Origin of the sequence: Hymenobacter sp. B81, from assembly GCF_044628455.1 — a bacterium.
Taxonomy (GTDB): Bacteria; Bacteroidota; Bacteroidia; order Cytophagales; family Hymenobacteraceae; genus Solirubrum.
Map to the genome: position 1 here is coordinate 608,196 of NZ_JBIYZW010000001.1, position 21,108 is coordinate 629,303.

Sequence of the window (21,108 nt, forward strand, 5' to 3'; positions counted from 1 at the left end):
GTTTGCTTAAATAGTTTTTTCAATACCACCATCATGCAGACAGGAACTGTAAAATTCTTCAACGAGACCAAGGGCTTTGGTTTCATCAAAAACGACGAGACTGGCGAAGACATCTTCGTTCACGTAACCGGCCTCATCGACGAAATCCGTGACAACGACAAAGTTCAGTTCGAAGTGTCGGAAGGACGCAAAGGTCTGAACGCCGTAAAAGTGCGCCGCGCCTAGTTCGCTGCGTATAGGTAAATCCCAAGAAAGCCCGCCAATCGGCGGGCTTTCTTGCTTTTAGGCCCCACCCGGCCGGGACGGACTTGCCGTACTTCGGCGCCCTGGTGGGCTTTGCCGTTTATTCTGTCTACCTTTGCAGCCGCAATTGAGAATCGGCCCGTCCCGGCCGGGGCGCCCTGCTGTTGTAGCGCCTGTCGTTTTATTTGTCGTTTGTCGTCGTCGTCCGTTGTCCTGTCGTGTTGCGTAGGGAAAGGAACGAGCTGGTTACCGATTGCTGTTCCAAACACTCCCTACACAAGACATGGAGAAAGTAAAATTTGAAGATCTGAAGCTCTCGGAAGAGCTTCAGCGCGCCATCACGGAGATGGGCTACGAGGAAGCCTCGCCCATCCAGACGGCGGCCATTCCCGTTCTGCTCGAAGGCAAGGACGTTATCGGGCAGGCCCAAACGGGCACCGGTAAAACTGCGGCGTTCAGCATTCCCGCCATCGAAAGCATCGACACCGACTCGCGCGACGTGCAGGTGCTCGTACTCTGCCCCACGCGCGAGCTGGCCGTGCAGGTTTCGGGCGAAGTTCAGAAGCTGGGCAAGTACAAGCGCGGCCTGGCCGTGGTGCCCATTTACGGCGGCTCGAGCTACGACCGGCAGTTCCGCGCCCTGGAGCGCGGCGTGCAGGTAGTTATCGGTACGCCCGGCCGCGTAATGGACCACTTGCAGCGCGGTACGCTCAAGCTGGACAAGTGCAAGATGATCATCCTCGATGAGGCCGACGAAATGCTCGACATGGGCTTCCGCGACGACATCGAGACGGTGCTGGCCCAGCTGCCGGAAGAGCGCCAGACGGTGTTCTTCTCGGCGACCATGAGCAAGCCCATCATGGAGCTGACCAAGAAGTACCAGAAGGAGCCGCAGATCGTGAAGGTCAACCACCAGGAGATGACCGTCTCGAACATCGAGCAGGCTTACTACGAGGTGCGCGGTCCGCAGAAAAAGGATGTGCTCTCGCGCGTCATCGACATGTACAGCCTCAAGTCGGTCATCGTGTTTGCCAACACCAAGCGCATGGTCGACGACATCGTGGCCGACCTGCAAGCCAAGGGCTACTTTGCCGACGGCCTGCACGGCGACATGAGCCAGCAGGCCCGCCAGAACACCCTCGACAAATTCCGCAAGGGGACCCTGGAAATCCTGGTGGCCACCGACGTAGCCGCCCGCGGCATCGACGTGGACAACGTGGAAGCTGTGGTGAACTACGACCTGCCCACCGACGAGGAATACTACGTGCACCGCATCGGCCGCACCGGCCGGGCGGGTAAGTCGGGCAAGGCCTTCACCTTCGTGAGCGGCCGCGACATCTACAAGCTGCGCGACATCATGCGCTTCACCAAGGCGCAGATCAAGCAGGAGCGCGTGCCCTCGTTCGAGGACGTGTCGGAGGTGAAAACCACCGTGCTGCTGGGTCAGATCAAGGATATCATCGAGAAGGGCAACCTGGATAAATACATCGGCCGCGTCCAGCGCCTGATTGACCAGGAGGAAGAGGTAACGTCGCTGGACATTGCCGCTGCCCTGCTCAAGATGGTGATGAAGGAAAGCAAGCAGGCCGAAAAGGGCATCGAAGCGGACCGCCAGAAAGGCACCCCGCGCGAGGGCTACACCCGCCTGTTCGTGACCATGGGCAAGAAAGACCGGCTGCACCCGCGCGACCTGGTCGAGCTGATTGTGGGCGCTACGAGCATGGCCCCCGGCCGCGTCGGCGACATCGAACTGTACGACAAGTTCAGCTTCGTGGAAGTGCCCAACGAGAACGTAAACGAGATTGTGGAGCAACTGGGCCGTACCTCGCTCTACGGTCGCCCGGTGGCCTTTAGCCTGGCTACGCAGCGCGAAGCCGGCCTCGAAAGCGCCGAAGGCAGTGAGCGTCCGCGTCGTCCGTACAGCGGCGGCAACCGCGAAGGCGGCTTCCAGCGTCGCGAAGGCGGCTACGGCGGCGGCAACCGCGAGGGCGGCTACCGCGGCGGCAACAGCTACGGCGGCGGGCAGCGCTCGGGCGGCTACGGCGGCGGCAACCGCGAGGGCGGCTACCGCGGCGGCAACAGCTACGGCGGCGGGCAGCGCTCGGGCGGCTACGGCGGCGGCAACCGCGAAGGCGGCTACAAGCCCCGGCGCGACCGTAACGAAGGCGGCTTCGACGAATAATCACGGATTCGTCCGGATTTAGCGGATTCCCCGGATTTCGTAGACGATTGTGATGGTAGCGTGGTGCCACGGCTTGATGTCGTGGCACCACTTTTTTATAGCCATTTGGGCCGCTAGCAGGATAAGCGGAATTGGGGACTAATCGCCACGAGGCGTGCCGGAACTACCCCTTGTCGCAACGGCTGGACCTGACGCCACGCACAAAAACGGGCAGGCCACCTCAATGAGGTGGCCTGCCCGTTTATTTCGGATTATGCAGCCGACGGAACCTATCCGCCCTCGAAATCTGCGCAATCCGAAAACAGTCGCAGGGTTGGTGCCCGAGCGAATCGTCCCCGAAATCCGGGCAATCCGTCGAATCCGCTCCAATCCGTGATTATTTCGACGAGTCGCGCAGGCCGCGGATCTGGTCGTGGGCCTGCTTGATGCCGTTGTACTGTTTTTCGACGATGGCCTTGATGTCGCTCGGCAGGCCCTCGGCCTGCACAGCTTTCTGGAACGCTTTCACCGCGTAGTCTTCGCCCCGCTCGCACTCGGCCAGAATGGCGTGACGGTCGTTGCCGGTTACCACCGACTTGATGTTGATCCAGGCGCGGTGCGCGGTGCCAACCACCGAATCCAGTTTGTCTTCCTTGGCCTCGGCCGGGCTCAGGTTGAGCTTGTGCATGGCGTTTTCCAGCTCCGTCAGGTAGCCGTCGCGCTGCACCGCATATTGCTTGAACACCTGCTTCAGGTCCTGATCCTTCACGTCGGTCAGGGCCTCGGAATAGCCTCTTTCGCCGTCTTTCAGGGTTTCGACCAGCTCGTTCAGGACCGTTTGCAGGGGATTGTTGTTGCTTGCCATGGTGTTTGGGAGGTTGAGGTAAGGTTCAGGTTGGAATAGGATAAAGTACTGTGCCAGCTGGCAGAAGGTTGCGAGCGGTGAAATAGCGAGATGACGAAGCTGACGTTTCGCTTGGGCACGAACGCGGTTCGCGCAACCTGGAATATTAAATTCGCCAGCTCACTGCCCCGCCAGAGCCCGCCCGGCCAGGTAGCCGGTGGTCCAGGCCGCCTGGAAGTTGAAGCCGCCGGTGATGCCGTCGATGTCGAGCACCTCGCCGGCGAAGTGCAGGCCGGGCACCAGGCGGCTTTCCATGGTTTTCAGGTTGACCTCGCCCAGCGGAATGCCGCCGCAGGTCACGAACTCTTCCTTGAAGGTGGTTTTGCCGCGCACGCCCAGCGGCTGGCGCAGCAGCAGCTCAATCAGGCGGTTCTGCAGCTTGGCCGGCAGCTCGCCCCAGCGCGCGTCGGCGCCGATGCCGGCCAGCTCGACCAGGGTGCGCCACAGCCGTTGCGGCAGCCCAAAGAGCGGGTTGGCCAGCACCGTTTTCTTGCCGTGCTCGGCCCGGAAAGTGTTCAGCCATTGCCGCAGGGTTTCCTCGGTGTGCGCGGGCACCCAGCTCACGAGGGCCGTGCCGGTGTACTGCAGCTGGTGCAGGCGGCGGGCGCCCCAGGCCGAGAGCTTGAGCACGGCCGGGCCGCTCACGCCCCAGTGCGTGACCAGCAGTGGGCCCTCGTAGTCGAGCTTTTCACCGGCCAGCACCACCCGGGCGTGGGGCACGCTCACGCCCATCAGCTCCTTGAGCGGGGAGTTGGGCACGTTGAAGGTGAACAGCGAAGGTACCGGCTCCTGCAGGCCGTGGCCCAGCCCGCGCAGCCACTGGTAGCCTTCGGCTTTGGGGTTGCCGCCGGTGGCCACCAGCAGCTTCTGCACCCGCAGCGGCTGGGCGTGGGCGCCGGTCAAGGTCAGCTCGAAGCCGCCTTCGGGCAGGGGCTGAATGCGTTCGGCCGCGGTGCTGAGCAGGATGCGCACGCCGGCACGGCGGGCCGCCTCAAGCAGGCACTGGGCAATGGTTTCGGAGGAGTCGGTGACGGGGAACATGCGGCCGTCGGCCTCGGTCTTGAGCTGCACGCCGCGCGCCTCAAACCAGCGCACCGTGTCCTGGGCGCCAAACTGGTTGAAGGGTTCCTTGAGCTGGCGGCCGCCGCGGGGGTAGTGCTGCACCAGCTGGGCCGGCGAAAAGCAGTGGTGCGTCACGTTGCAGCGCCCGCCGCCCGACACGCGCACCTTGCTCAGCAGCTTGCCGGTTTTCTCAATCAGGTACACCGGGCGGGTCGGGTTGGCCTCGGCGCAGGCAATGGCGCCGAAAAAGCCGGCCGCGCCGCCGCCCAGCACGGCTACGGCCTGGTTTGCATGCTCCTTCACAAAGGCAAAAGTACGGCGCGCAGCTTAGGCGCAGGCGTCCAGCGCCGCCTGCGGGTCGGGGTGGCGGAATTCGTAGCGCAGTTGCTCGTGCAAGGCGGTGGTGTCGATGTACTTGCCGCCGCGCTGGTCCCCGGAGAGAAAACGGGGCGCGGGCAGGCGCAGGAAGTCAGCCGCGGCAGTGTAAAAGCTCTGGCGGGAAGGGTGGGCCGGGGCGCACACGTTGAAGGTCGGGCCCCAGGCCTGCTGGTGCACGATGGCCTGCACCACGCCCAGCGCATCGGCCAGGTGCAGCATATTGACCGGGGCCGCCGGCTGCGGCAGCTCGGTGCGGCCGGCCAGAAAGCGGCCCGGCGCCCGGCCGGGACCCATCAGCCCGCCTAGCCGCAGCACCGTGGCGAGCCAGGGCCGGCCGGGCTGCTGCAACAACCACTCGGCGCGCAGCAGTCCGCTGGCGGCATCCGGCGCGGCCAGCGCATCGGCTTCCGTCATGCGGCGGGGCTCATCGGCATACACGCCGGTGGAGCTGATGAAGATGACTTGCCGCACCGATGAATCGGCCAGCGCGTCGGCCACGGGCTGCAGCAGGGCGGGGTAGGCCGCGGGGTCGGGGGCGGCGTCGCGGCGCTGGCCGGGGGGCACGTTGAGCACCAGCACCTGGGCGCCGGCCAGCACCGGCCGCACCTCGGCCGCCCGCGTTTCGGCACCCAGACGCAGGACGTGGCCGCGAATGCCGGCCGCCGCCAGCAGCGGCAGCTTGTCGGGCGAGGTGGTGCTGCCCGCCACGGCGTGGCCGGCCTGGGTTAGGGCGCGGGCCAGCGGTAAGCCCAGCCAGCCGCAGCCCAGCACGGCCACGGGGACGGCTTGGTAATCGGTTTGGTGCATAGGCTGCAAATAACGCAGGATTCGCGCCGCCGGGGGGCGCGTGGCAGAGCGGCCGCGGCGGCAAACCATTCGGCATGCCGACAAAACCGCGCAATTGCCGTTCTTGCGTTTCGTCAATCACTGCCCATTTCTTTTTCGCTTTTCTTATGGCTTCAGCTCCCTACGCCCAACCCATGCTGCGCGACGGCGCCCTGCAGGGCAAAACCATCATCGTCACCGGCGGCGGCACCGGCCTGGGCCGGGCCATGACCACCTACTTCCTGCAGCTCGGCGCCAACGTAGTCATCAGCTCGCGCAAGCTCGACGTGCTGGAAACCACGGCCAACGAGCTGCGCGCGCAAACCAACGGCAAGGTACTGGCCGTGCAGTGCGATGTGCGCAAGTACGACGAGGTGGAGAACCTGCTGCGCCGCACCGTGGAGGAGTTCGGCCGCGTGGACGTACTGGTAAACAACGCCGCGGGCAACTTCATCAGCCCCACCGAGCGGCTGTCCAACAAAGCCTTCGACGTCATCGTCGACATTGTGCTGAAGGGCAGCTACAACTGCACCCTGGCCCTGGGCAAGCACTGGATCGAGCAGCAGCAGCCCGGCACCATCCTCAACATCGTCACCACTTACGCCTCGGTGGGCTCGGCCTACGTGGTGCCCTCGGCCACGGCCAAGGCCGGCGTGCTGGCCATGACGCGCTCCTTGGCCGTGGAGTGGGCCAAGTACGGCATCCGCTCGGTGGCCATTGCGCCCGGCCCGTTCCCCACCGAGGGGGCCTGGAGCCGCCTGTTTCCCGAGCCGCTGGCCTCCAAGCTCGACCCGGCTGCCTCGGTGCCGCTCAAGCGCGTGGGCGAACATCAGGAGCTGGCCAACCTGGCGGCCTTCCTGGTGTCGGATTTCGCGGCCTACATCAACGGCGAGGTCATCACCATCGACGGCGGCGAATGGCTCAACGGCGCGGGCGAGTTCAACAAGCTCGAGCTGCTGACCCCGCAGATGTGGGACATGATCGAAAAAACCATGCGCCGCTAAGCACGGATTTCTGCGGATTTTTCGGATTCCACGGATTTTGTTGACGATTGTAAAACGAGACAGGCCACCCGTGCGGGTGGCCTGTCTCGTTTATCTGTTCAGCTAAATAACGGCTAGCTGTTATCTGGTCAATGTGAAATTTAATCGTCCACAAAATCCGTGGAATCCGTCGAATCCGGAAGAATTCGTGATTAAAGCTTGTACTCCTTGTAATCCTTGCTGAACTCGGCGGCGGGGATGGGCTGGTTGGCCACCACGTTCTGAAACTCGAAAGACTCGAAGAGGCCGTGGTCGTCCCACACGCTGATGAGCAGGGGCAGCATCAGCTTCTGGTCGACGCAGATGATGGTGCGGCGACCGTAGGCGTTGGGCACCTGCAGGGTGCGGCCGGCGGCAATGGTTTCGCCGTAGCCAAGCTTGTTGCGCTCCAGGATGCGGTGCTCGCCGCAGCCGAAGCGGTCGGCAATCTGGGCCGGCGTCTCGGGCTTCTCGGTTTTGTAGTTCACGTAGCGGAACTGCGGAAAGTCGGAGCGCAGCAGGTAGCAGGGGCGGCCCTGCACGGTGGTGTCACCGGCGTAGCGGAAGGAGCGGCGGTAGGTGTCGGCGCGCTGGGGCGAGGTGCGGATGACGTCGGTGATGACGCCGTAGCCGGCCTCCAGGATGCCGTGGTGCTGGTTTTTGCGCATCAGTGTGCCGTTGGGGTCGAGGCTGAGCGTCACGTAGGGGAAGCTGTTGGGGTACACCCAGGCGTCGCCGCCGTTCTGGCCCTCCACCCACAGCACCTCGATGCCCTTGTGGTTGCGCAGGTACACGCGCTGGGGGTTGAAGGTGAGCTTCATCTGGGAGCGAACCTGCTGCAAGCTGCCGCCCATGCGCTCGGTGGCCTTCACCGAGCAGCGCAACGACTGCAGCTTGTCGATGCTGGTGCTCAGACGCGTCACCAGCAACTCGGTGGTCATTTTCTCGGGCGGGGCGGCCGCCAGCAGCAGCACTAGGGCGGGGGTAAGGAGCTGGAGCAGACGAATCATAGGAAATAAAGGGCGAGGGCCGGGCTTCGGATTCAGTAAGTTGCGCAGAATTCGGCAAAACTGCGCGGGCCGCCGGCTAGTTGAGGCTGATTTTGGGCAGGCGCGAGGCCCCGCTGTCGAACACGAACAGCTCGTCGATTTCCACCTGCTCCAGGAAGCGGAACAGCGGAAACTGCTCTACCACCCCGCGCACGGTGTCCGCGTCGGGGCCGTGCATGGTCACCCAGCCCCGCGAGCGGTCGGCGCTGATGGCGTAGGCCACCACGATGTTTTCTTCGATGAGGCTGTTGATGAAGGCGCGGTGCCGCGGAATGGTGGACACGAACTCCTCGTCGAACGACTCGGGCAGGCGCAGCGACACAACGAAAACGGCCATACAACAACGGAAAAAAAGGGCGGGCTACCGGGCGGTAAACGCCACGGGCGGGCGGAAAGTTGACGCCGGCCGCCGGCGCGGCGGCAACTTTTTGGCCCGCCCCACCGAACAACGCTGCACCCATGCACTTCGCCGTCATCACTCCCACCCACAACCGCGCCGCCTTCCTGCCCGAAGCCGTGCAGAGCGTGCGCGCCAGCGTGCTGGCCCCGCTGCCCGACGCCCGCTACGAACACCTGATTCTGGACAACGCCAGCACCGACGCCACGGCCGATTTCCTGGCCGAAGCCGCCAGCTGGGAAGGCCCCGCCATCCGCACCTGGGCGCAGCGCGCCGGCAAACTGCTGCCCGGCCCGGCCCGCAACCGCCTGATTCGGGAAACCCCGGCCGAGGCCTGGCTGGTGCCCCTCGACGACGACGATTTGCTCTTGCAGCGCTGCCTCTACCACTACGGTGCCCAGATCGAAGCCCACCCCGGGCGGCAGTGGTTCGTGGCCGATTTCCTGCGCGTGGACGAGGAGCGGCGCTACCTGCCCGGCGAGGACTACTACGCCTGGCGCTTCGACTCGGCGGCCGATATGCTACGCGCCATTTTCCGCGCCGAGCATTTCATTCAGGGCAACGTGTGCTTCAGCCGCCGCCTGTTCGACGCGGTGGGCGGCTACAGCGAAACCTTGCGCATGGCCGAAGACCTGGATTTGTACGTGCGCTTTCTGCTGGCCGGCGAGCTGCCCGTGGTGTGCCCCCACCTGAGCCACCTGCACCGCTTTCACCGCAGCAACGTGAGCCAGGGCGTAGATGCTGCCAAGCACGGCGCCGACCTGCAACGGATTTACGACCAGTACGTCGCGCAGCTCCAGCAATTGGGCGTGGAGCGGCCGGGGTAGTTGTTGGGTGACAGGTAGCAGGTGATACGTGACAGGTGGCCGGTAGCGCGTGCCGGGCAGCTGGTGCCACGGGGCCATGCAGCGCGTTGAGCGGTTATGCCGGCGGCCTCGGGCCGGCAGTTGGGCTTCTGGCTTGCTTCGGAGCAGAAGTGTGCTGCGCAAAACCTTCTTATATGCGTGCAAAATGGACGTAGAAGCGTGCGAAACCGACTTATATGAGCGCAAACGGTCTTATATGCCTGCAAACCCTCCTTAGAAGCGTGCGGAATGGACTTATATGCGTGCAGGACGGTCTTAGAAGGCGGAAAACGGACTTAGATGCGTGCGGACTGGTCTTAGAAGCGTGCGAAACCGACTTATATGGATGCAGGATGGACTTAGATGCGCGCGGAATCTTCTTAGAAGCATGTGGGACGGACTTAGAAGCGTGCGGAATGGACTTAGAAATCGGCTCGGGCCTCGGCGTGGGACGTAGTGCGGCCGGAGGGTAGCACTTGGCCGCCATGTAGCAGGTTGCGGCGGGCGGCGGGGCACGTCTGGTCGGTAGCCGGTGGGAGCGGGGCGGCGCAACGCGGCCGGCCCGAAACGACACAAGCCGGAAACCGCCCGCGGGCAGCTTCCGGCTTGGGCCGGTAGGAGCAAAGGAGTAGGAAGCGGGGCTATTGAGCCACGGCGGCCTTCTCGCGCTTCACTTTTACTTTCTGCTTCTTGATTTTCTTGTCGGCGGGGGCGGTTTCGGCGGGCTGACCGGGGAGGCCTACCAGCTTCATTTCCTTTACCAGGTGGCCCGCACCGGCTACTTTATCGACCACGAAGAGCATGTAGCGCACGTCGAGGGTGATGTTGCGCACGCGGTCGGGGTCGTACATGATGTCGGACATGGTGCCCTCCCAGTTGCGGTCGAAGTTGGTGCCAATCAGCTCCCCGCGGCCGTTGATAACGGGCGAGCCGCTGTTGCCGCCGGTGGTGTGGTTGGTGGCCGTGAAAGCCACCGGCACGGTGCCGTTGTGGGCGTAGGGGCCGTAGTCCTTGTTGTTATAGAGCTCCACGAGGCGGGCCGGCACCTGAAACTCGGGGTTGGTGGGGTCGGCTTTTTCCATGATGCCGTCGAGGGTGGTGTAGTACGCGTACTGCACGCCGTCGGCGGGCTGGTAGCCGGCCACCTGCCCGTAGGCCACGCGCAGGGTGGAGTTGGCATCGGGATAGAACTTGCGCTCGGGCTGCCACTGGCGCAGGCCGGCCAGGTAGGTGCGCTGCAGCAGGGTAATCTGGTCCTGGGCCGCCGAGTAGGCCGGCAGCACTTTCTGGCGGTAGGTAGCCACAATGGGGGCGGCCAGCTGGTAGGCCGGGTCGGCGAGCAACGCCTGGGCGTTGCCCTTCAGCAGCTCGTCGAGCACGCGTTGAGCCGAGGCATCGGAGGTCAGGCGGCTGCGCTGGTAGAGCTCGGCGGCGAAGCGCGCCCAGGCCGCGGGGGTGGTGTGCTGGCGGCGCAGGTTCTGCACGTACTCGGGCAGCAACTCGGCGGGCGTGCCGTCGGCGTAGAGCGGCAGCAGGGCGGCGGCCACTTTCTGGTCGGTGCTCACGGAGTAGTTGCGGAAGAAGTTGCTGGTGCCGCGGCGGGCTTTTTCCACCGCCGTAGCCAGCTCAGGCTGCGGGGCTTTGGCCTGAATCAAATCCACCAGGTTCTGCAGGCTGTTGGCGTAGGCCACCAGCTCCACGCCCAGCGCGGCCTCGGTGGTGTAGTCGCGGGCCAGCACGTAGGGGCGCACCAGGCGGTACTGCTGCTCGAGCTGATCCAGAATCTGGCCGTAGGCCGCTTTGCGGGTGGGGTCGCCGGCTGCCACCCAGGCGCGGAACTGCGTTTCCTGCTGCTGCTTGCGGGCGGTAGCGCCGAGGCGCTTGAGGCCGCGCATCTCCCCAATCCACTTCTTCCAGTAATTGGCCAGCGAGGCGTATTTGGCGGCGTACTGAATGCGCACCTTGTCGGAGGCCTGCATGTCCTCGTTGAGAATACGCAGTTTGGCGTCGCGCACCTTCACCCGCGCCGGGTCCGACACGGCGTAGATTTCGTCGACACCCCAGCTGGTGAGGTATTCGGTGGTGCGGCCGGGAAAGCCGAAGACGAGGGTGAAGTCGCCGGGCTGCACGCCGGCCAGCGAAATGGGCAGGGAGTGGCGCGGCTGGTAGGGCTTGTTGTCCTTGGAGTAGGGCGCAGGCTTGTTGTCGGGGCCGGCGTAGATGCGGAACAGGGAAAAGTCGCCGGTGTGGCGCGGCCAGGCCCAGTTGTCGGTGTCGCCGCCAAACTTGCCGATGCTCTCGGGCGGCGCGCCCACCAGGCGAATGTCTTCGAACACCTCCGTGACGAACAGGTAGTACTCGTTGCCGCCGAACATGGGCCGCACGAAGGCCTTGTAGTGGGTGCCCTGCACGGCCTGCTGGGCCACCTGGGCGCTGCGCTGGAGCACGGTTTTTTCGCGCTCGGCCTCGGCCACGCCGGCCGGAATGCCCTGCAGCACCTGGCCCGTGACGTCTTCCATGCGCACGATGAAGGTGGCGGTGAGGCCGGGGTTGGGCAGCTCCTGGCCGCGCGTCATGGCCCAATAGCCCTTGGTGAGGTAGTCGTTCTCGACCGAGGAGTGCTGCTGAATCTGGCCGTAGCCGCAGTGGTGGTTGGTGAGCAGCAGGCCCTCGTTGGAAATGATTTCGCCCGTGCAGCCGCCGCCGAACTGCACCACCGCGTCCTTCAAAGAACCGCGGTTGACGCTGTAAATGTCTTCGGCCGTGAGCTTGAGGCCTTTTTGCTGCATGTCGGCCTCGTTGAGCTGCTTGAGCAGCAGCGGCAGCCACATGCCTTCGTCGGCGCGGGCGGCCAGGGGCAGCGCCAGGGCCAGCAACAGCGCGCCGAGGCGGGGAAAGCGGGAAAGAAATGACGTCACGCGGTACGAGTCGTTGGTGAGTAGTAGGGCGAAATTACGGCAGCCCGGCCACAACCGCCCGCCGCCGGGCCGCTATCTTGTCCGGCGGGCGGCGCTCTGCCCGGTTGTTTGCCCTTTGCCCGTGCCGTTTCCGTTTTGCCACCCCGCCGCCGTACTGCCCCCTGGCCCGCTGCCGCGGGCTGCCCCTCTCGGCGCTGGTGGTGGGCAGCATGAGCCCCGACTTCCTGTACTTTCTGCGCCTGGTGCCCCGCGGCCACTTCGGCCACACGCTGCCGGGCCTGGTGCTGTTTTGCCTGCCGCTGAGCTTGCTGGTGCTCGGACTCTGGCACCGCATCGTGAAGGAGCCCGCCGCCGAGCTGCTGCCCGGGCTGCTGCGTGCCCGGCTAAGCCCGCTGGCCCGGCAGCCCTTTCCGCTGGGCCGCCGGTTACCGCTGCTGGCCGCCGCCATCCTGCTGGGCGCCCTCACGCACCTGGTCTGGGACTCGGCCACCCACGCCGATGGCTGGCTGGTGCGGCGCCTGCCCGCGCTGCAGGCCGAGCTGCCGTTTCCGGTATTTGGTAGGATGCCCGCCTTCAAGCTGGCCCAGCACCTGAGCTCCTTGCTGGGGGCGGCCGGGCTGCTGCTGGCCCTGGGCCGCTGGCTAACCCGGGCGCCGCGGCAGCCTATTGCCGGCCCCGCCGCGCCGCCGTGGCTGCTGGCCGTGTTGGTGGGGACGGCCGTGGCCCTGGGGTTTGGCTACGGCTACTGGCAGGCCCGGCCCATTATAGACTATGCATCGGCTCGGGAACTGCTGGCGCGGGGCGTGGTGGCCAGCAGCACGGTCCTGTGGCTGGCGCTGCTGCTGTGGGGCCTGAGGCAACAGCACCAAAAAAAGCGGACCCGCCCCGAAAGGCTGGCCAGCTGAAGTCGGAGGGTAAAGAAAGTAAGCTAAGAGTGACCCAGCTCGGCTACGGCCGACTGGCTCAGGGCGGCCGGCGCCGGCTCGGCGCTGGGCAGCTCGGTGGTGGCGCTGGTGGCCTCCCACTCGCGGAAACGGGTGATTTCGCCCTGGAACTTGCCCACAAACCAGCTCATCAGGCTCAAATCGTCGAGGAAGCCCAGCACCGGAATGAAGTCGGGCACCAGGTCGATGGGGGAGAGGGTGTACAGCAGCACGGCCAGGCCCGAGAGGATGGTGCCGGTTTCAATCTGCCGGTAGGAGCCGCTGATGTAGCTGCGCAGCATCCGCACCACGGTCAGCATCACGTCGATGAGCTGGGCAAACTTGTTTTTCTTGCTTTTCTGGTCGGCCAGCTTGTCGGCTACTTCATTAAGCATGAGCACGGCCTTGAAGGGGCGGCCAAGCAGGCGGGCGGCGCGGTTGAGAAACACGTTGAAGAGCGCGTTCTTGGAAATCTGGAGGCCTTTGTCGGCGAGTGAGGACATGGGAGAAGCAGTGAGATGAGCAATGCGGGTTGTACGGCAGAGCTAGCCCGGCGTTGACCGCGGGCCGGGTAGTATTGCCCCGGTCCCGGGCGGCTGTGGGCCTGGGCCGCGCGGGGCTTTTCGCCGCAGCCGCTACGCGGTCCGCCCCGGGTCTTGCGGGGCGCCCGCCGGCTGGGCCGGTAGCCTATATTCGCGCTTTCTCCTTTTCTCTTGGAAATCATGTCGTCGCAGCGCCCCGCAGCCGGTACTTACCCGGCGTATTCCGACTCCTATTTCAGCCGCATTCCGCTCGGAGCTGACCCGCTGGACCTGCTTGGCGTGCAGCCCACGGCCCTGCATCAGCTGCTGGGCGAGTTGAGCGAGGCGCAGGCCGGCTTCCGCTACGCCCCGGGCAAGTGGAGCATCAAGCAGGTGGTGCTGCACCTGGCCGACGCCGAGCGCATCTTTGCCTACCGCGCCCTGCGCTTCGCCCGCGCCGACGCACAGGAACTGCCTGGCTTCGACGAAAACGCCTATGCCGACCACTCAGCTGCCGACGAGCGGTCCTTGGTCAGTCTGCTGCAGGAGTACGCCGCCGTGCGGCAGGCTACCCTGACCTTGTTTGGCAGCTTCAGCGCCGAGCAGCTCGACCGACCGGGCCGGGCCAACGGCAACCCCGCCAGCGCCCGGGCCCTGCTCTACCTGATTGCCGGCCACGAAGCCCATCACCTGGCCGTGCTGGCCGAACGCTACCTACCCCTGCTCACGGCCTAGACTCGGGCCGTGCAAGCATGCTGAGCAAGCGCTCAGGCAGCTCTATTCAGGCCAGCCGCCGCGGGCCGCGGGTGTAGTAAGGTTCCTTTTCCTTGTCGTGGAAGCGCAGGTAACCGTGCAACACCAGCTTAATGAGCAAGCGGTGCGCCCGGCGCTGCGACACGTTGATCAGCCGCTGAAACTGGGGCAGGGTCAGCCGCGGGTGCTCCTGCACGTAGGCCAGGGCAGCCAGCTCGTGGCGGTTCAGGGGCAGCGGTTCAAACGCGCTGGTCGGTGGCTCCTGGCTGAGCACCTTATCGGTAAGGCGACTGGTTTGCACGCTGGCCGCCCCGGTGCGGATGTAGCCGCGCCAGTCGTCGGGACCTACCAGGGCCTGGTGGGGCTTGCGGGGGCTTTCGGCGACCAATACCATTAGCACAACGCGGCCTTCCTCGGTTTCCACCTCGCTGATCGTGGGGCTCAGTGGGGGCTGCACGTAGTGAGCGGCCGCTTCCGCCAGCTGGTAGCGTTCCTCTTCGGCATCGCGCACTCCCACGATGCGGCCGGCATCGTCGACGCCCACGAGCACCCAGCCGCCGCGGGTGTTGGCCAGTGAAGCCAACGTGCGCGAAATGCGGGTCGGGTGGGTGGTGCGGGTCTTGAATTCCAATTCCTCGCTTTCGCCCCGGGCTATCAACGCCCGCAGCTGCGCTGCCGAAAAAGCCATATGGGTGCCTGAATCGCCGTACAGAATCTGTTTACGCAGGCAGCGGCTACAGCGGTAGCCGGTAGCGGGGCGGTGATGATTTTTCTGGCTTTGCCGCGGCTATTTAATTGTTCTGCGAAGCCAACCTGGACGGGGCTGGAAATCGGGGGCGGCATCGTCTGCCAGAAGGAGTTGAGCTGAATGGGTAATTGGGGTGGTTGTTTGACGGAGTTTACGGGGCTTTGCAAATCGGGTAAGTAGGGCAGAGGAAATTTCCGCGAGGCCGATTTAGTAGTCGGTAAAAATAAAAAGGCCCGCCTGGAAAAGGCGGGCCCGGTATTATGCCCCATGGAGCAGAGCAGGCAGCTTGCTTAGCCGTTGTTGGCGGCGTTCTTGGGCGGACGGCCCGGGCCCCGGCGGCGGCCGCTACCTTCGCCACCCTCGGCGGCAGTGGGCTTGCGGCCCGGCTTCTTGCGCTCGGAAGGCTCGTAAGCGGGATCAAGCAGATTAGCCAGTTCATCCAGCGCCGACTGCATCTTGCCGTGGGCGCGGCGAATTTCGCGGATCAGGTTTTCGTTGCGACCAGCGTCAGCCAGTACTTTCTGCAGATGCTGAATGTTGAGTTCGGCCATTGGTTCAATTGGTTAAAAAGCGTGCTAAAACCTCAACAAAGGAACGAGAATTATAAAATAAAGTAACGACACGAACGGTTTTTTTTTGTGGGTTGGCCAAATCGGTATTCTTGCTATAGGCGAATTACCAATGAGGGGGGAATAAAAAGGGTTTAAATCAAGCAGATTAGCGGATTATAGGCAATTGCGCGCGCCCTGCCGTCCCCGGAAATAGGGTGCTATTTCAATCAAAATAGTTTTGCAATAAATGCGCCGCTCACCCCGCCGGCGGCTAGGTTCCTACTCCGGTTTCGTCGGCTGAAATTCGCCAGAGCCGGTGCGCTTCGGCGAGGTTGGCGGCACTGCTTGATGATCGGGCCGGGCGGCAATTGGCAAAATATTGGCCGCTGTACCGGGGCTTGGCCCCGCCGTTTACCAGGCACACAATACCGCGGGCGGCCTGCTCGCAGGAGCGGGCAAAAGGCCGGGCAAGCCACACCAAGCCGCGCATCAGCCAGGAGCTGCCCGCGAAAAGCTGGCTGCGCACCAGCCCCGGGTGCAGGCTGCAGGCGGTGGCCGGGGTCAGCTCCAGCCGCTCGGCCAGGGCCCGGGTGAAGAGAATGTTGGCCAGCTTGGAGTCGCAGTAGGCCGTGAAGGCGCTGTTCAGGGCGGGGTCGTTGCGCCGGGCCGCCGAGGTTTCAAGCTCGCCCAGCCAGTGCGCCTGCGACGACACGGTGAGAATGAGCCCGGCGGGCGCGGCAGTAAGCAGGGGCAGCAGACGGTTGGTGAGCACGAAGGGCGCCAAGTGATTGGTAGCCCAGCACAGCTCGTGGCCTTCCTCGGTGACCTGCAGCGCGTTGGGCAGCACCCCGGCGTTGTTGATGAGCACGTCGAGGCGGTCGTAGCGCGCCAGCACCTGCTCGGCCAGCTGGTGCACTTCGGTGAGGCGGGAAAGGTCGCAGAGCAGCAGCTCGACGCGGGTGGCGGGGCCGGACAGCTGCACGGCTTGCCGGGCCCGCTCGCCGCGGGTGGCGTCGCGGCAAACCAGCAGCAGGTCGGCACCCAGTCCGGCCAGCTGCCGGGCCGTGGCCAGGCCGATGCCGCCGGAGGCGCCGGTCAGCAGGATGGTCTTGCCCCGCAGCGGGGCGTCAGAATCGGAAGTCATGGCGGGGGAGCAGGATGGAGGCGTGGCGGCCTGACTCCTGTGTACGCAAAAATGCCGCTCCCGGCAGATGGAAGCGGCATTTACGGAAGCCCTGGGGCGTCAGCGGAAATTAAAACGGCAGGTCGTTGTCGTCGTCCGAGGCAATGGGAGCCGGGCGCGAAGGCTGCGCGTCGCGGCGCAGGTTGGCGTTCTGGTTGGCGGCCGGCGCGGCGTAGCCCCCGCCCTGGCTGCCCGCAGCAGCACCACCGGCGGCCGACTCGATGCGCCAGGCTTCGAGGTTGGTGAAGTACAGCATCTGGCCGTTCTTGTTGAAGCCGCGGCCGCGCAGGTTGAACTGCACGCGCACTTCGTCCCCAACCTTGTATTGATCAATCAGCGCCGTCTTGTCCTGAACCAACTGAAATTTGATATGCTCGGGGTACTGGCCGTCCACGACCTCCAGCACGAATTCGCGCTTGCGGAATTTCTCGCTCACCTGCTGTTCGTCCATGATGTCGTGCAGGCGGCCGGTAGCTTCGTAAGCCATAATGAGGGGGGTGATGTTGAAGTGTTAGTAAGCCAAATCTACGAAAAATAATTCCCCGCCGGCCTGCTGGGGCGGGGTTTTGCGGGCTTCTGCCTAGGGCTCAGGGTACTGCTTTTTCGCCGGGCCGGGCGCCGGGGCCAAGCCGGCCCGGCGGCGTACTTTTACGGGGCATTTGCGTACTCTGCTGCATGTCTGAAATTGCTTTAGCCCTTCACGGTGGCGCCGGCACCATTGCCCGTCACCTGCTCTCGCCCGAGGCCGAGCGCGACTACCGCCAGGCCCTGCACGATGCCCTGCTCGGCGGCTACGAGCTGCTGCGCCAGGGTGCCTCGGCCCTCGACGCGGTGGAGGCCACGGTGGTGCGGCTGGAAAACTGCCCGCTCTTCAATGCCGGCCGCGGCGCCGTGTTCACCCACGAGGGCCACCACGAAATGGATGCTTCGCTGATGGAAGGGGCTACCCGCCGGGCCGGGGCCGTTACCGGGGTGCGCCGCATTCAGAATCCCATTCAGGCGGCCCGCCTCGTAATGGAGCATTCCGAGCACGTGCTGCTGGCCTGGCCCGGGGCCGAGGAGTTTGCCCGCCAGCACGACCTGCCGATGCAGCCACCCGAGTACTTCTTCACCGAGCACCGCTATGCCCAGCTGCAGGAAGCTCTGCTCAGCGGGCGCGTGCGCCTTGACCACAGCCAGGAAGCGCCGCTGGAGGAGCCGATTCCCTTCGACGAGGACCCGAAAAAGAAAATGGGCACGGTGGGCGCCGTGGCCCGCGACCAGCAGGGCCACCTGGCCGCCGCCACCTCCACCGGCGGCATGACCAACAAGCGCTACTCCCGCATCGGCGACTCGCCCCTGATCGGGGCTGGTACCTGGGCCGACGACCGCACTTGCGCCATTAGCTGCACCGGGCACGGCGAATATTTCATCCGCGCCGTGGTGGCCCACGACGTGGCCTGCCTGATGGAGTACCGCGGCCTGAGCCTGGCCGAAGCCTGCCGGGTGGTCGTGCACGACAAGCTAGCTCCCATCGGCGGCGAGGGAGGGTTGGTGGCGGTGGATGCCGCCGGCAATATTGCCCTGCTCTTCAACTCCGAGGGCATGTACCGGGCCAGCATCAGCAGCCGGCAGCCGCTGTTCGTAGGCATCTACAAGGAAGAAGCGTAACCTGCCTCGCGGGCGAAGCTCCACCACCCAAAAACGGCCGCCGGGCATCGATGCCCGGCGGCCGTTTTCCTGCGACCTATATAATAAGGAGTAGGCGACTAGTGCGCCGGGGCGGTTTGGGCCTCGCCGCTGTGGGCCGCAATGGCCTCGTCGTGGGTGCGCTTGTCGACGAAGAATTTGCGCTCCTGAATGTCGTACACGTTGCCCTTGGCCAGCACGTGCAAAGTCAGGCTCTCAATGGAGAGGGCCGTGCCCTTGGATGCGGCCGCCGTGTTGTTGTGCTGAATAGTGTGCCCGTCGACGATGATGACCAGGTTGGAGCCGATGGTTTCGATCAGGTTGCCGTTGGTGATGAGCACGCCGGTGTCTTCGCCCAGCCCGATGCCGATGAGCTTGGGGTGCAGGCCCACGGCCTCGATCAGGCGGCCGAAGCGGCCGCGCTTCACGAAGTGCGAGTCGATTACCACGCCGCGGTTCAGGCCCAGGCCGGTGCCCATCTTCACGGCGCCCTTCATCAGGGCATCGGGCACCGAGCCGCCGCGGATCATGATGTGCGACATGGCCATAGCCCCGGCCGAGGTACCGGCAATGACGAAGTTGGGCTCGGCGTAGTAGCGCTTGGCCATCAGCTGCAGAAACCGCGAGTCGCCGAACATCTGCTTGAGCCGCGACTGGTCGCCGCCCGAAAACATGACGATGTCGGCTTGGGCGAGGCGCTCCAGGTATTCGGGCTGGTCGGTGTCGGCGGGCTCGCGAATATCCATCACGCCCACGTTCAGGCAATTGAGCATGCCGAACGAGCTGACATAGATGGGGCCAACCTCGTGGGGAATCATGGACGCCGTGGTAACGACCTCGATGCGCGGATTGGTGTTGCCGCTTTCCAGCACGATGCGCTTGAGGATGCCCAGCTCGAAAAAGTTGAGGTAGTACTTCTTGCGCTTACGCGGGTTGGGGTGGGTGCCCTTGTCTTCGTTGCCGCCAACGGCAATGAGCTTACCCAGGGGTTTCGGTGCGTTCAACGAATGGGTATTTCAGAGGTGGTAGATCAAACCTGGAGCGGCGAAGGCAAGCAATACCCGCGCCAGCTTTGGGGCGGCTGCCGAGCTAGGGGCGCCCCAGCAGCGCGTCGAAGGTACTCGTCGCCACCGAATGATAGTTGGGGCGGGCCTGGGCGTAGATGCTCCGGGCCCGCTCGGCGCCATCGGGAGCGGCCAGCAGGGCTTTGTAGAGCGGGGAGAGAAACTTGCGCCGGCCCACGCCGGTCAGAAAGCGATGCAGGGGCTCGTCGGCCGCCCGGTAGCCGGCGCGGATGGTGAGCGGAAACCAGGCGCTCAGAATTTCGGCGTTACCCGATTGGGTAAAGCCGAAGGCCGCGTCCAGCGCGCCCAGCTGCTCGGCAGTGATGTGCTCGGGCAAGCCGTGCAGGAAATGCACCCACTCGTGGCTGCTCCAGCCCTGGGTGTCGAGCGCGGCCGGGGCCGCGCCGTGCCGCCAGCTCTGCAGGCTGGCTTCCACGCCCGCGAAGCGTTGCGAGGCCACGGCCGGGGCGCCCTCCGGTACGCCCGGCGCGTCGATCCAACGGTCGAGCCGCAGTTTTTCGGCCGCTCCGGGGACTTGGTCGAGCAACTCGCGCTGCAGGTACTGGCGGAACGTGTCCGTGTCCATCGACTGAAACGCGTGGCGGGCAAAATAGTCGGTGATGAACTGGTCGAGCCGGGCGCGACCCACGATGCTCTCCAGCGTCAGCAGCAGGTAATTACCTTTCTCGTAGGCAATTTCGTTGAGGCCTTCGTCGGGGTCGCGACCGGCCAGGTTCAGGTGCAGGTGGGTGTCGGGGCTGTCCTGGCCCAATTCCGCCACGGTGTGGTGCAGGCCAGTCTGGCCCAGTACCTGCAGCATGTCGGCGTAGGGGCGGCCGTAGAGGCGCTCCATGATGCGGCGCTCGAAGTACACGGTGAAGCCCTCGTTCAGCCAGAAGTCGTTCCAGGTGGCATTGGTCACCAGGTTGCCCGACCAGGAGTGGGCCAGCTCGTGGGCCACCAGGCTGGTCAGGCTTCGGTCGCCGGCCAGTATGGTGGGCGTTACGAAGGTGAGGCGCGGGTTTTCCATTCCGCCGAAGGGGAAGGAGGGCGGCAGCACCAGCAAATCGTACCGTTCCCAGCGGTAGGGGCCGTACAGCTCCTCGGCCGCGGCTACCATGTTTTCCAAATCGGCAAACTCGTGGGTGGCGCTGGGCAGCGTGGCGGGCTCGGCGTAAATACCGGTGCGGGCACTCAGGGCCGCAAACTCCAGGTTGCCCACGGCCAGCGCCATCAGGTAAGAGGGAATGGGCTCGGGCATGCGGAAGTGGTACTCGCCCTCGGCGCTGAGCTGCTGCGGATTCCCGGCGCTCATCAGGGCCAGCAGCTCCCGCGGGCCGCGCACCCGGGCCTCGTAGGTGAAGCGCACCCCGGGGGAATCCTGGCAGGGAATCCAGGTGCGCGCCAGAATGGCCTGCGATTGAGTGAACAGGAAGGGATGCACCTTGCCAGCAGTCTGCTCCGGCGCGAGCCACTGCAGGGCCGCCGCTGCGGGGGCGGTGCGGTAGCGCAGCGTCACGGTGCGCGCGCCCGGGCGCAAGGCCACGCGCAGCGGCTGCCCCAGCACGGGGTCAGCCGCGCCCAGCTCAAACGTGGTGGCTGCGTGGTCGTCGAGCAGCACCGCGTCGATGGTCAGGTCGCGGGCATCGAGCCACAGCTCGTCGACGCCGGGCTGCACCTCGATCTGCCAGGTGGCCGAACCCGCCAGCGTGCGGCTGGCAAAGTCAACGGTCAGGTCGAGCAGCAGGTGGCGCACCACGGCCTGGGCCGGGCGGGCGCAGCTGTGCGGGTCGGGGACAAGGGGCAGAGCAGCCATATATAACAAGGAGTGAAGTAGGCGAAGTTGCCAGACAAGGCGGCGGGCAAAGATAAGCGCCGGGTCGGGCCAGGGGG

General features: G+C 65.0%; 20 protein-coding genes. 7 read left to right on the top strand and 13 right to left on the bottom strand.

Annotated features, from left to right (window positions below; all coding sequences use genetic code 11):
* The first annotated feature begins 33 nt into the window (after positions 1–33).
* Both ACE191_RS02615 and ACE191_RS02620 read left to right on the top strand, forming a co-directional pair.
* A complete protein-coding gene (locus ACE191_RS02615) occupies positions 34–225 on the top strand; it encodes a cold-shock protein (protein ID WP_151079922.1) in 192 nt (63 codons plus the stop codon).
* A 301-nt stretch (positions 226–526) separates the two neighbouring features.
* Positions 527–2,425, top strand: a complete 1,899-nt coding sequence (locus ACE191_RS02620; RefSeq protein ID WP_400190626.1) for a DEAD/DEAH box helicase — start codon at positions 527–529, stop codon at positions 2,423–2,425.
* Between the two features lie 376 nt (positions 2,426–2,801).
* On the opposite strand, the gene ACE191_RS02625 is transcribed toward ACE191_RS02620, so the two are convergent.
* From ACE191_RS02625 to ACE191_RS02635, 3 genes are all read right to left on the bottom strand, one after another.
* Positions 2,802–3,269 (bottom strand): PA2169 family four-helix-bundle protein, encoded by a 468-nt coding sequence (locus ACE191_RS02625; RefSeq protein WP_400190627.1) that lies wholly within the window; start codon positions 3,267–3,269, stop codon positions 2,802–2,804.
* 159 nt (positions 3,270–3,428) lie between these two features.
* Positions 3,429–4,673, bottom strand: a complete 1,245-nt coding sequence (locus ACE191_RS02630; protein ID WP_400190628.1) for an NAD(P)/FAD-dependent oxidoreductase — start codon at positions 4,671–4,673, stop codon at positions 3,429–3,431.
* Between the two features lie 24 nt (positions 4,674–4,697).
* Positions 4,698–5,555 (bottom strand): NAD(P)H-binding protein, encoded by an 858-nt coding sequence (locus tag ACE191_RS02635; protein ID WP_400190629.1) that lies wholly within the window; start codon positions 5,553–5,555, stop codon positions 4,698–4,700.
* A 146-nt stretch (positions 5,556–5,701) separates the two neighbouring features.
* Between ACE191_RS02635 and ACE191_RS02640 the strand changes: the two genes are divergently transcribed.
* On the top strand, positions 5,702–6,577 hold the full coding sequence (locus tag ACE191_RS02640) for an SDR family oxidoreductase (protein ID WP_400190630.1): 876 nt from the start codon (positions 5,702–5,704) through the stop codon (positions 6,575–6,577).
* 191 nt (positions 6,578–6,768) lie between these two features.
* Here the strand turns inward: ACE191_RS02640 and ACE191_RS02645 are convergent, their stop codons facing one another.
* Positions 6,769–7,605 carry a DUF1571 domain-containing protein gene (locus ACE191_RS02645; RefSeq protein ID WP_400190631.1) on the bottom strand — a complete coding sequence of 279 codons (837 nt, stop codon included), beginning with the start codon at positions 7,603–7,605 and terminating at the stop codon, positions 6,769–6,771.
* A 76-nt stretch (positions 7,606–7,681) separates the two neighbouring features.
* The gene (locus ACE191_RS02650) at positions 7,682–7,981 is read right to left on the bottom strand and encodes a hypothetical protein (protein ID WP_400190632.1); all 300 of its coding nucleotides are present in this window, start codon (positions 7,979–7,981) and stop codon (positions 7,682–7,684) included.
* 122 nt (positions 7,982–8,103) lie between these two features.
* Here ACE191_RS02650 and ACE191_RS02655 point away from each other — a divergent pair, with 122 nt between their 5' ends.
* Positions 8,104–8,868, top strand: a complete 765-nt coding sequence (locus tag ACE191_RS02655; RefSeq protein WP_400190633.1) for a glycosyltransferase family 2 protein — start codon at positions 8,104–8,106, stop codon at positions 8,866–8,868.
* A 659-nt stretch (positions 8,869–9,527) separates the two neighbouring features.
* On the opposite strand, the gene ACE191_RS02660 is transcribed toward ACE191_RS02655, so the two are convergent.
* Positions 9,528–11,804, bottom strand: coding sequence for a S46 family peptidase (locus ACE191_RS02660; RefSeq protein WP_400190634.1), 2,277 nt, complete (start codon positions 11,802–11,804; stop codon positions 9,528–9,530).
* A 104-nt stretch (positions 11,805–11,908) separates the two neighbouring features.
* Between ACE191_RS02660 and ACE191_RS02665 the strand changes: the two genes are divergently transcribed.
* The gene (locus tag ACE191_RS02665; RefSeq protein WP_400190635.1) at positions 11,909–12,709 is read left to right on the top strand and encodes a DUF4184 family protein; all 801 of its coding nucleotides are present in this window, start codon (positions 11,909–11,911) and stop codon (positions 12,707–12,709) included.
* A gap of 23 nt (positions 12,710–12,732) precedes the next feature.
* Here ACE191_RS02665 and ACE191_RS02670 read toward each other — a convergent pair whose 3' ends face one another.
* Positions 12,733–13,230, bottom strand: a complete 498-nt coding sequence (locus ACE191_RS02670; protein WP_400190636.1) for a YkvA family protein — start codon at positions 13,228–13,230, stop codon at positions 12,733–12,735.
* Between the two features lie 219 nt (positions 13,231–13,449).
* On the opposite strand from ACE191_RS02670, the gene ACE191_RS02675 reads away from it, so the two are divergent.
* Positions 13,450–13,983: a DinB family protein gene (locus ACE191_RS02675; protein ID WP_400190637.1), complete on the top strand. Its 534-nt coding sequence runs from the start codon at positions 13,450–13,452 to the stop codon at positions 13,981–13,983.
* Positions 13,984–14,029: 46 nt separating this feature from the next.
* On the opposite strand, the gene ACE191_RS02680 is transcribed toward ACE191_RS02675, so the two are convergent.
* The 4 genes from ACE191_RS02680 to ACE191_RS02695 form a co-directional block, all read right to left on the bottom strand.
* A complete protein-coding gene (locus tag ACE191_RS02680; protein ID WP_400190638.1) occupies positions 14,030–14,689 on the bottom strand; it encodes a helix-turn-helix domain-containing protein in 660 nt (219 codons plus the stop codon).
* 350 nt (positions 14,690–15,039) lie between these two features.
* Positions 15,040–15,300 (bottom strand): hypothetical protein, encoded by a 261-nt coding sequence (locus ACE191_RS02685; RefSeq protein ID WP_400190639.1) that lies wholly within the window; start codon positions 15,298–15,300, stop codon positions 15,040–15,042.
* Positions 15,301–15,571: 271 nt separating this feature from the next.
* Positions 15,572–16,444 (bottom strand): SDR family NAD(P)-dependent oxidoreductase, encoded by an 873-nt coding sequence (locus ACE191_RS02690; protein WP_400190640.1) that lies wholly within the window; start codon positions 16,442–16,444, stop codon positions 15,572–15,574.
* Between the two features lie 109 nt (positions 16,445–16,553).
* Positions 16,554–16,970 (bottom strand): DUF3127 domain-containing protein, encoded by a 417-nt coding sequence (locus ACE191_RS02695; protein ID WP_400190641.1) that lies wholly within the window; start codon positions 16,968–16,970, stop codon positions 16,554–16,556.
* A gap of 188 nt (positions 16,971–17,158) precedes the next feature.
* Between ACE191_RS02695 and ACE191_RS02700 the strand changes: the two genes are divergently transcribed.
* Positions 17,159–18,133, top strand: coding sequence for an isoaspartyl peptidase/L-asparaginase family protein (locus ACE191_RS02700; protein ID WP_400190642.1), 975 nt, complete (start codon positions 17,159–17,161; stop codon positions 18,131–18,133).
* Positions 18,134–18,231: 98 nt separating this feature from the next.
* On the opposite strand, the gene ACE191_RS02705 is transcribed toward ACE191_RS02700, so the two are convergent.
* Together ACE191_RS02705 and ACE191_RS02710 are read right to left on the bottom strand one after the other, a co-directional pair.
* On the bottom strand, positions 18,232–19,155 hold the full coding sequence (locus ACE191_RS02705) for a cyanophycinase (protein WP_400190643.1): 924 nt from the start codon (positions 19,153–19,155) through the stop codon (positions 18,232–18,234).
* Positions 19,156–19,240: 85 nt separating this feature from the next.
* Complete coding sequence (locus ACE191_RS02710; RefSeq protein WP_400190644.1) at positions 19,241–21,031, bottom strand: M1 family metallopeptidase; 1,791 nt, start codon at positions 21,029–21,031, stop codon at positions 19,241–19,243.
* Between the last annotated feature and the right edge of the window lie 77 nt (positions 21,032–21,108).

Coding starts and splice junctions, on each gene's coding strand:
- ACE191_RS02615 (WP_151079922.1), top strand. CDS start 34: ATGCAGACAGGAACTGTAAAATTCTTCAACGAGACCAAGGGCTTTGGT.
- ACE191_RS02620 (WP_400190626.1), top strand. CDS start 527: ATGGAGAAAGTAAAATTTGAAGATCTGAAGCTCTCGGAAGAGCTTCAG.
- ACE191_RS02625 (WP_400190627.1), bottom strand. CDS start 3,269: ATGGCAAGCAACAACAATCCCCTGCAAACGGTCCTGAACGAGCTGGTC.
- ACE191_RS02635 (WP_400190629.1), bottom strand. CDS start 5,555: ATGCACCAAACCGATTACCAAGCCGTCCCCGTGGCCGTGCTGGGCTGC.
- ACE191_RS02640 (WP_400190630.1), top strand. CDS start 5,702: ATGGCTTCAGCTCCCTACGCCCAACCCATGCTGCGCGACGGCGCCCTG.
- ACE191_RS02645 (WP_400190631.1), bottom strand. CDS start 7,605: ATGATTCGTCTGCTCCAGCTCCTTACCCCCGCCCTAGTGCTGCTGCTG.
- ACE191_RS02650 (WP_400190632.1), bottom strand. CDS start 7,981: ATGGCCGTTTTCGTTGTGTCGCTGCGCCTGCCCGAGTCGTTCGACGAG.
- ACE191_RS02655 (WP_400190633.1), top strand. CDS start 8,104: ATGCACTTCGCCGTCATCACTCCCACCCACAACCGCGCCGCCTTCCTG.
- ACE191_RS02670 (WP_400190636.1), bottom strand. CDS start 13,230: ATGTCCTCACTCGCCGACAAAGGCCTCCAGATTTCCAAGAACGCGCTC.
- ACE191_RS02675 (WP_400190637.1), top strand. CDS start 13,450: ATGTCGTCGCAGCGCCCCGCAGCCGGTACTTACCCGGCGTATTCCGAC.
- ACE191_RS02680 (WP_400190638.1), bottom strand. CDS start 14,689: ATGGCTTTTTCGGCAGCGCAGCTGCGGGCGTTGATAGCCCGGGGCGAA.
- ACE191_RS02685 (WP_400190639.1), bottom strand. CDS start 15,300: ATGGCCGAACTCAACATTCAGCATCTGCAGAAAGTACTGGCTGACGCT.
- ACE191_RS02690 (WP_400190640.1), bottom strand. CDS start 16,444: ATGACTTCCGATTCTGACGCCCCGCTGCGGGGCAAGACCATCCTGCTG.
- ACE191_RS02695 (WP_400190641.1), bottom strand. CDS start 16,970: ATGGCTTACGAAGCTACCGGCCGCCTGCACGACATCATGGACGAACAG.
- ACE191_RS02700 (WP_400190642.1), top strand. CDS start 17,159: ATGTCTGAAATTGCTTTAGCCCTTCACGGTGGCGCCGGCACCATTGCC.
- ACE191_RS02710 (WP_400190644.1), bottom strand. CDS start 21,031: ATGGCTGCTCTGCCCCTTGTCCCCGACCCGCACAGCTGCGCCCGCCCG.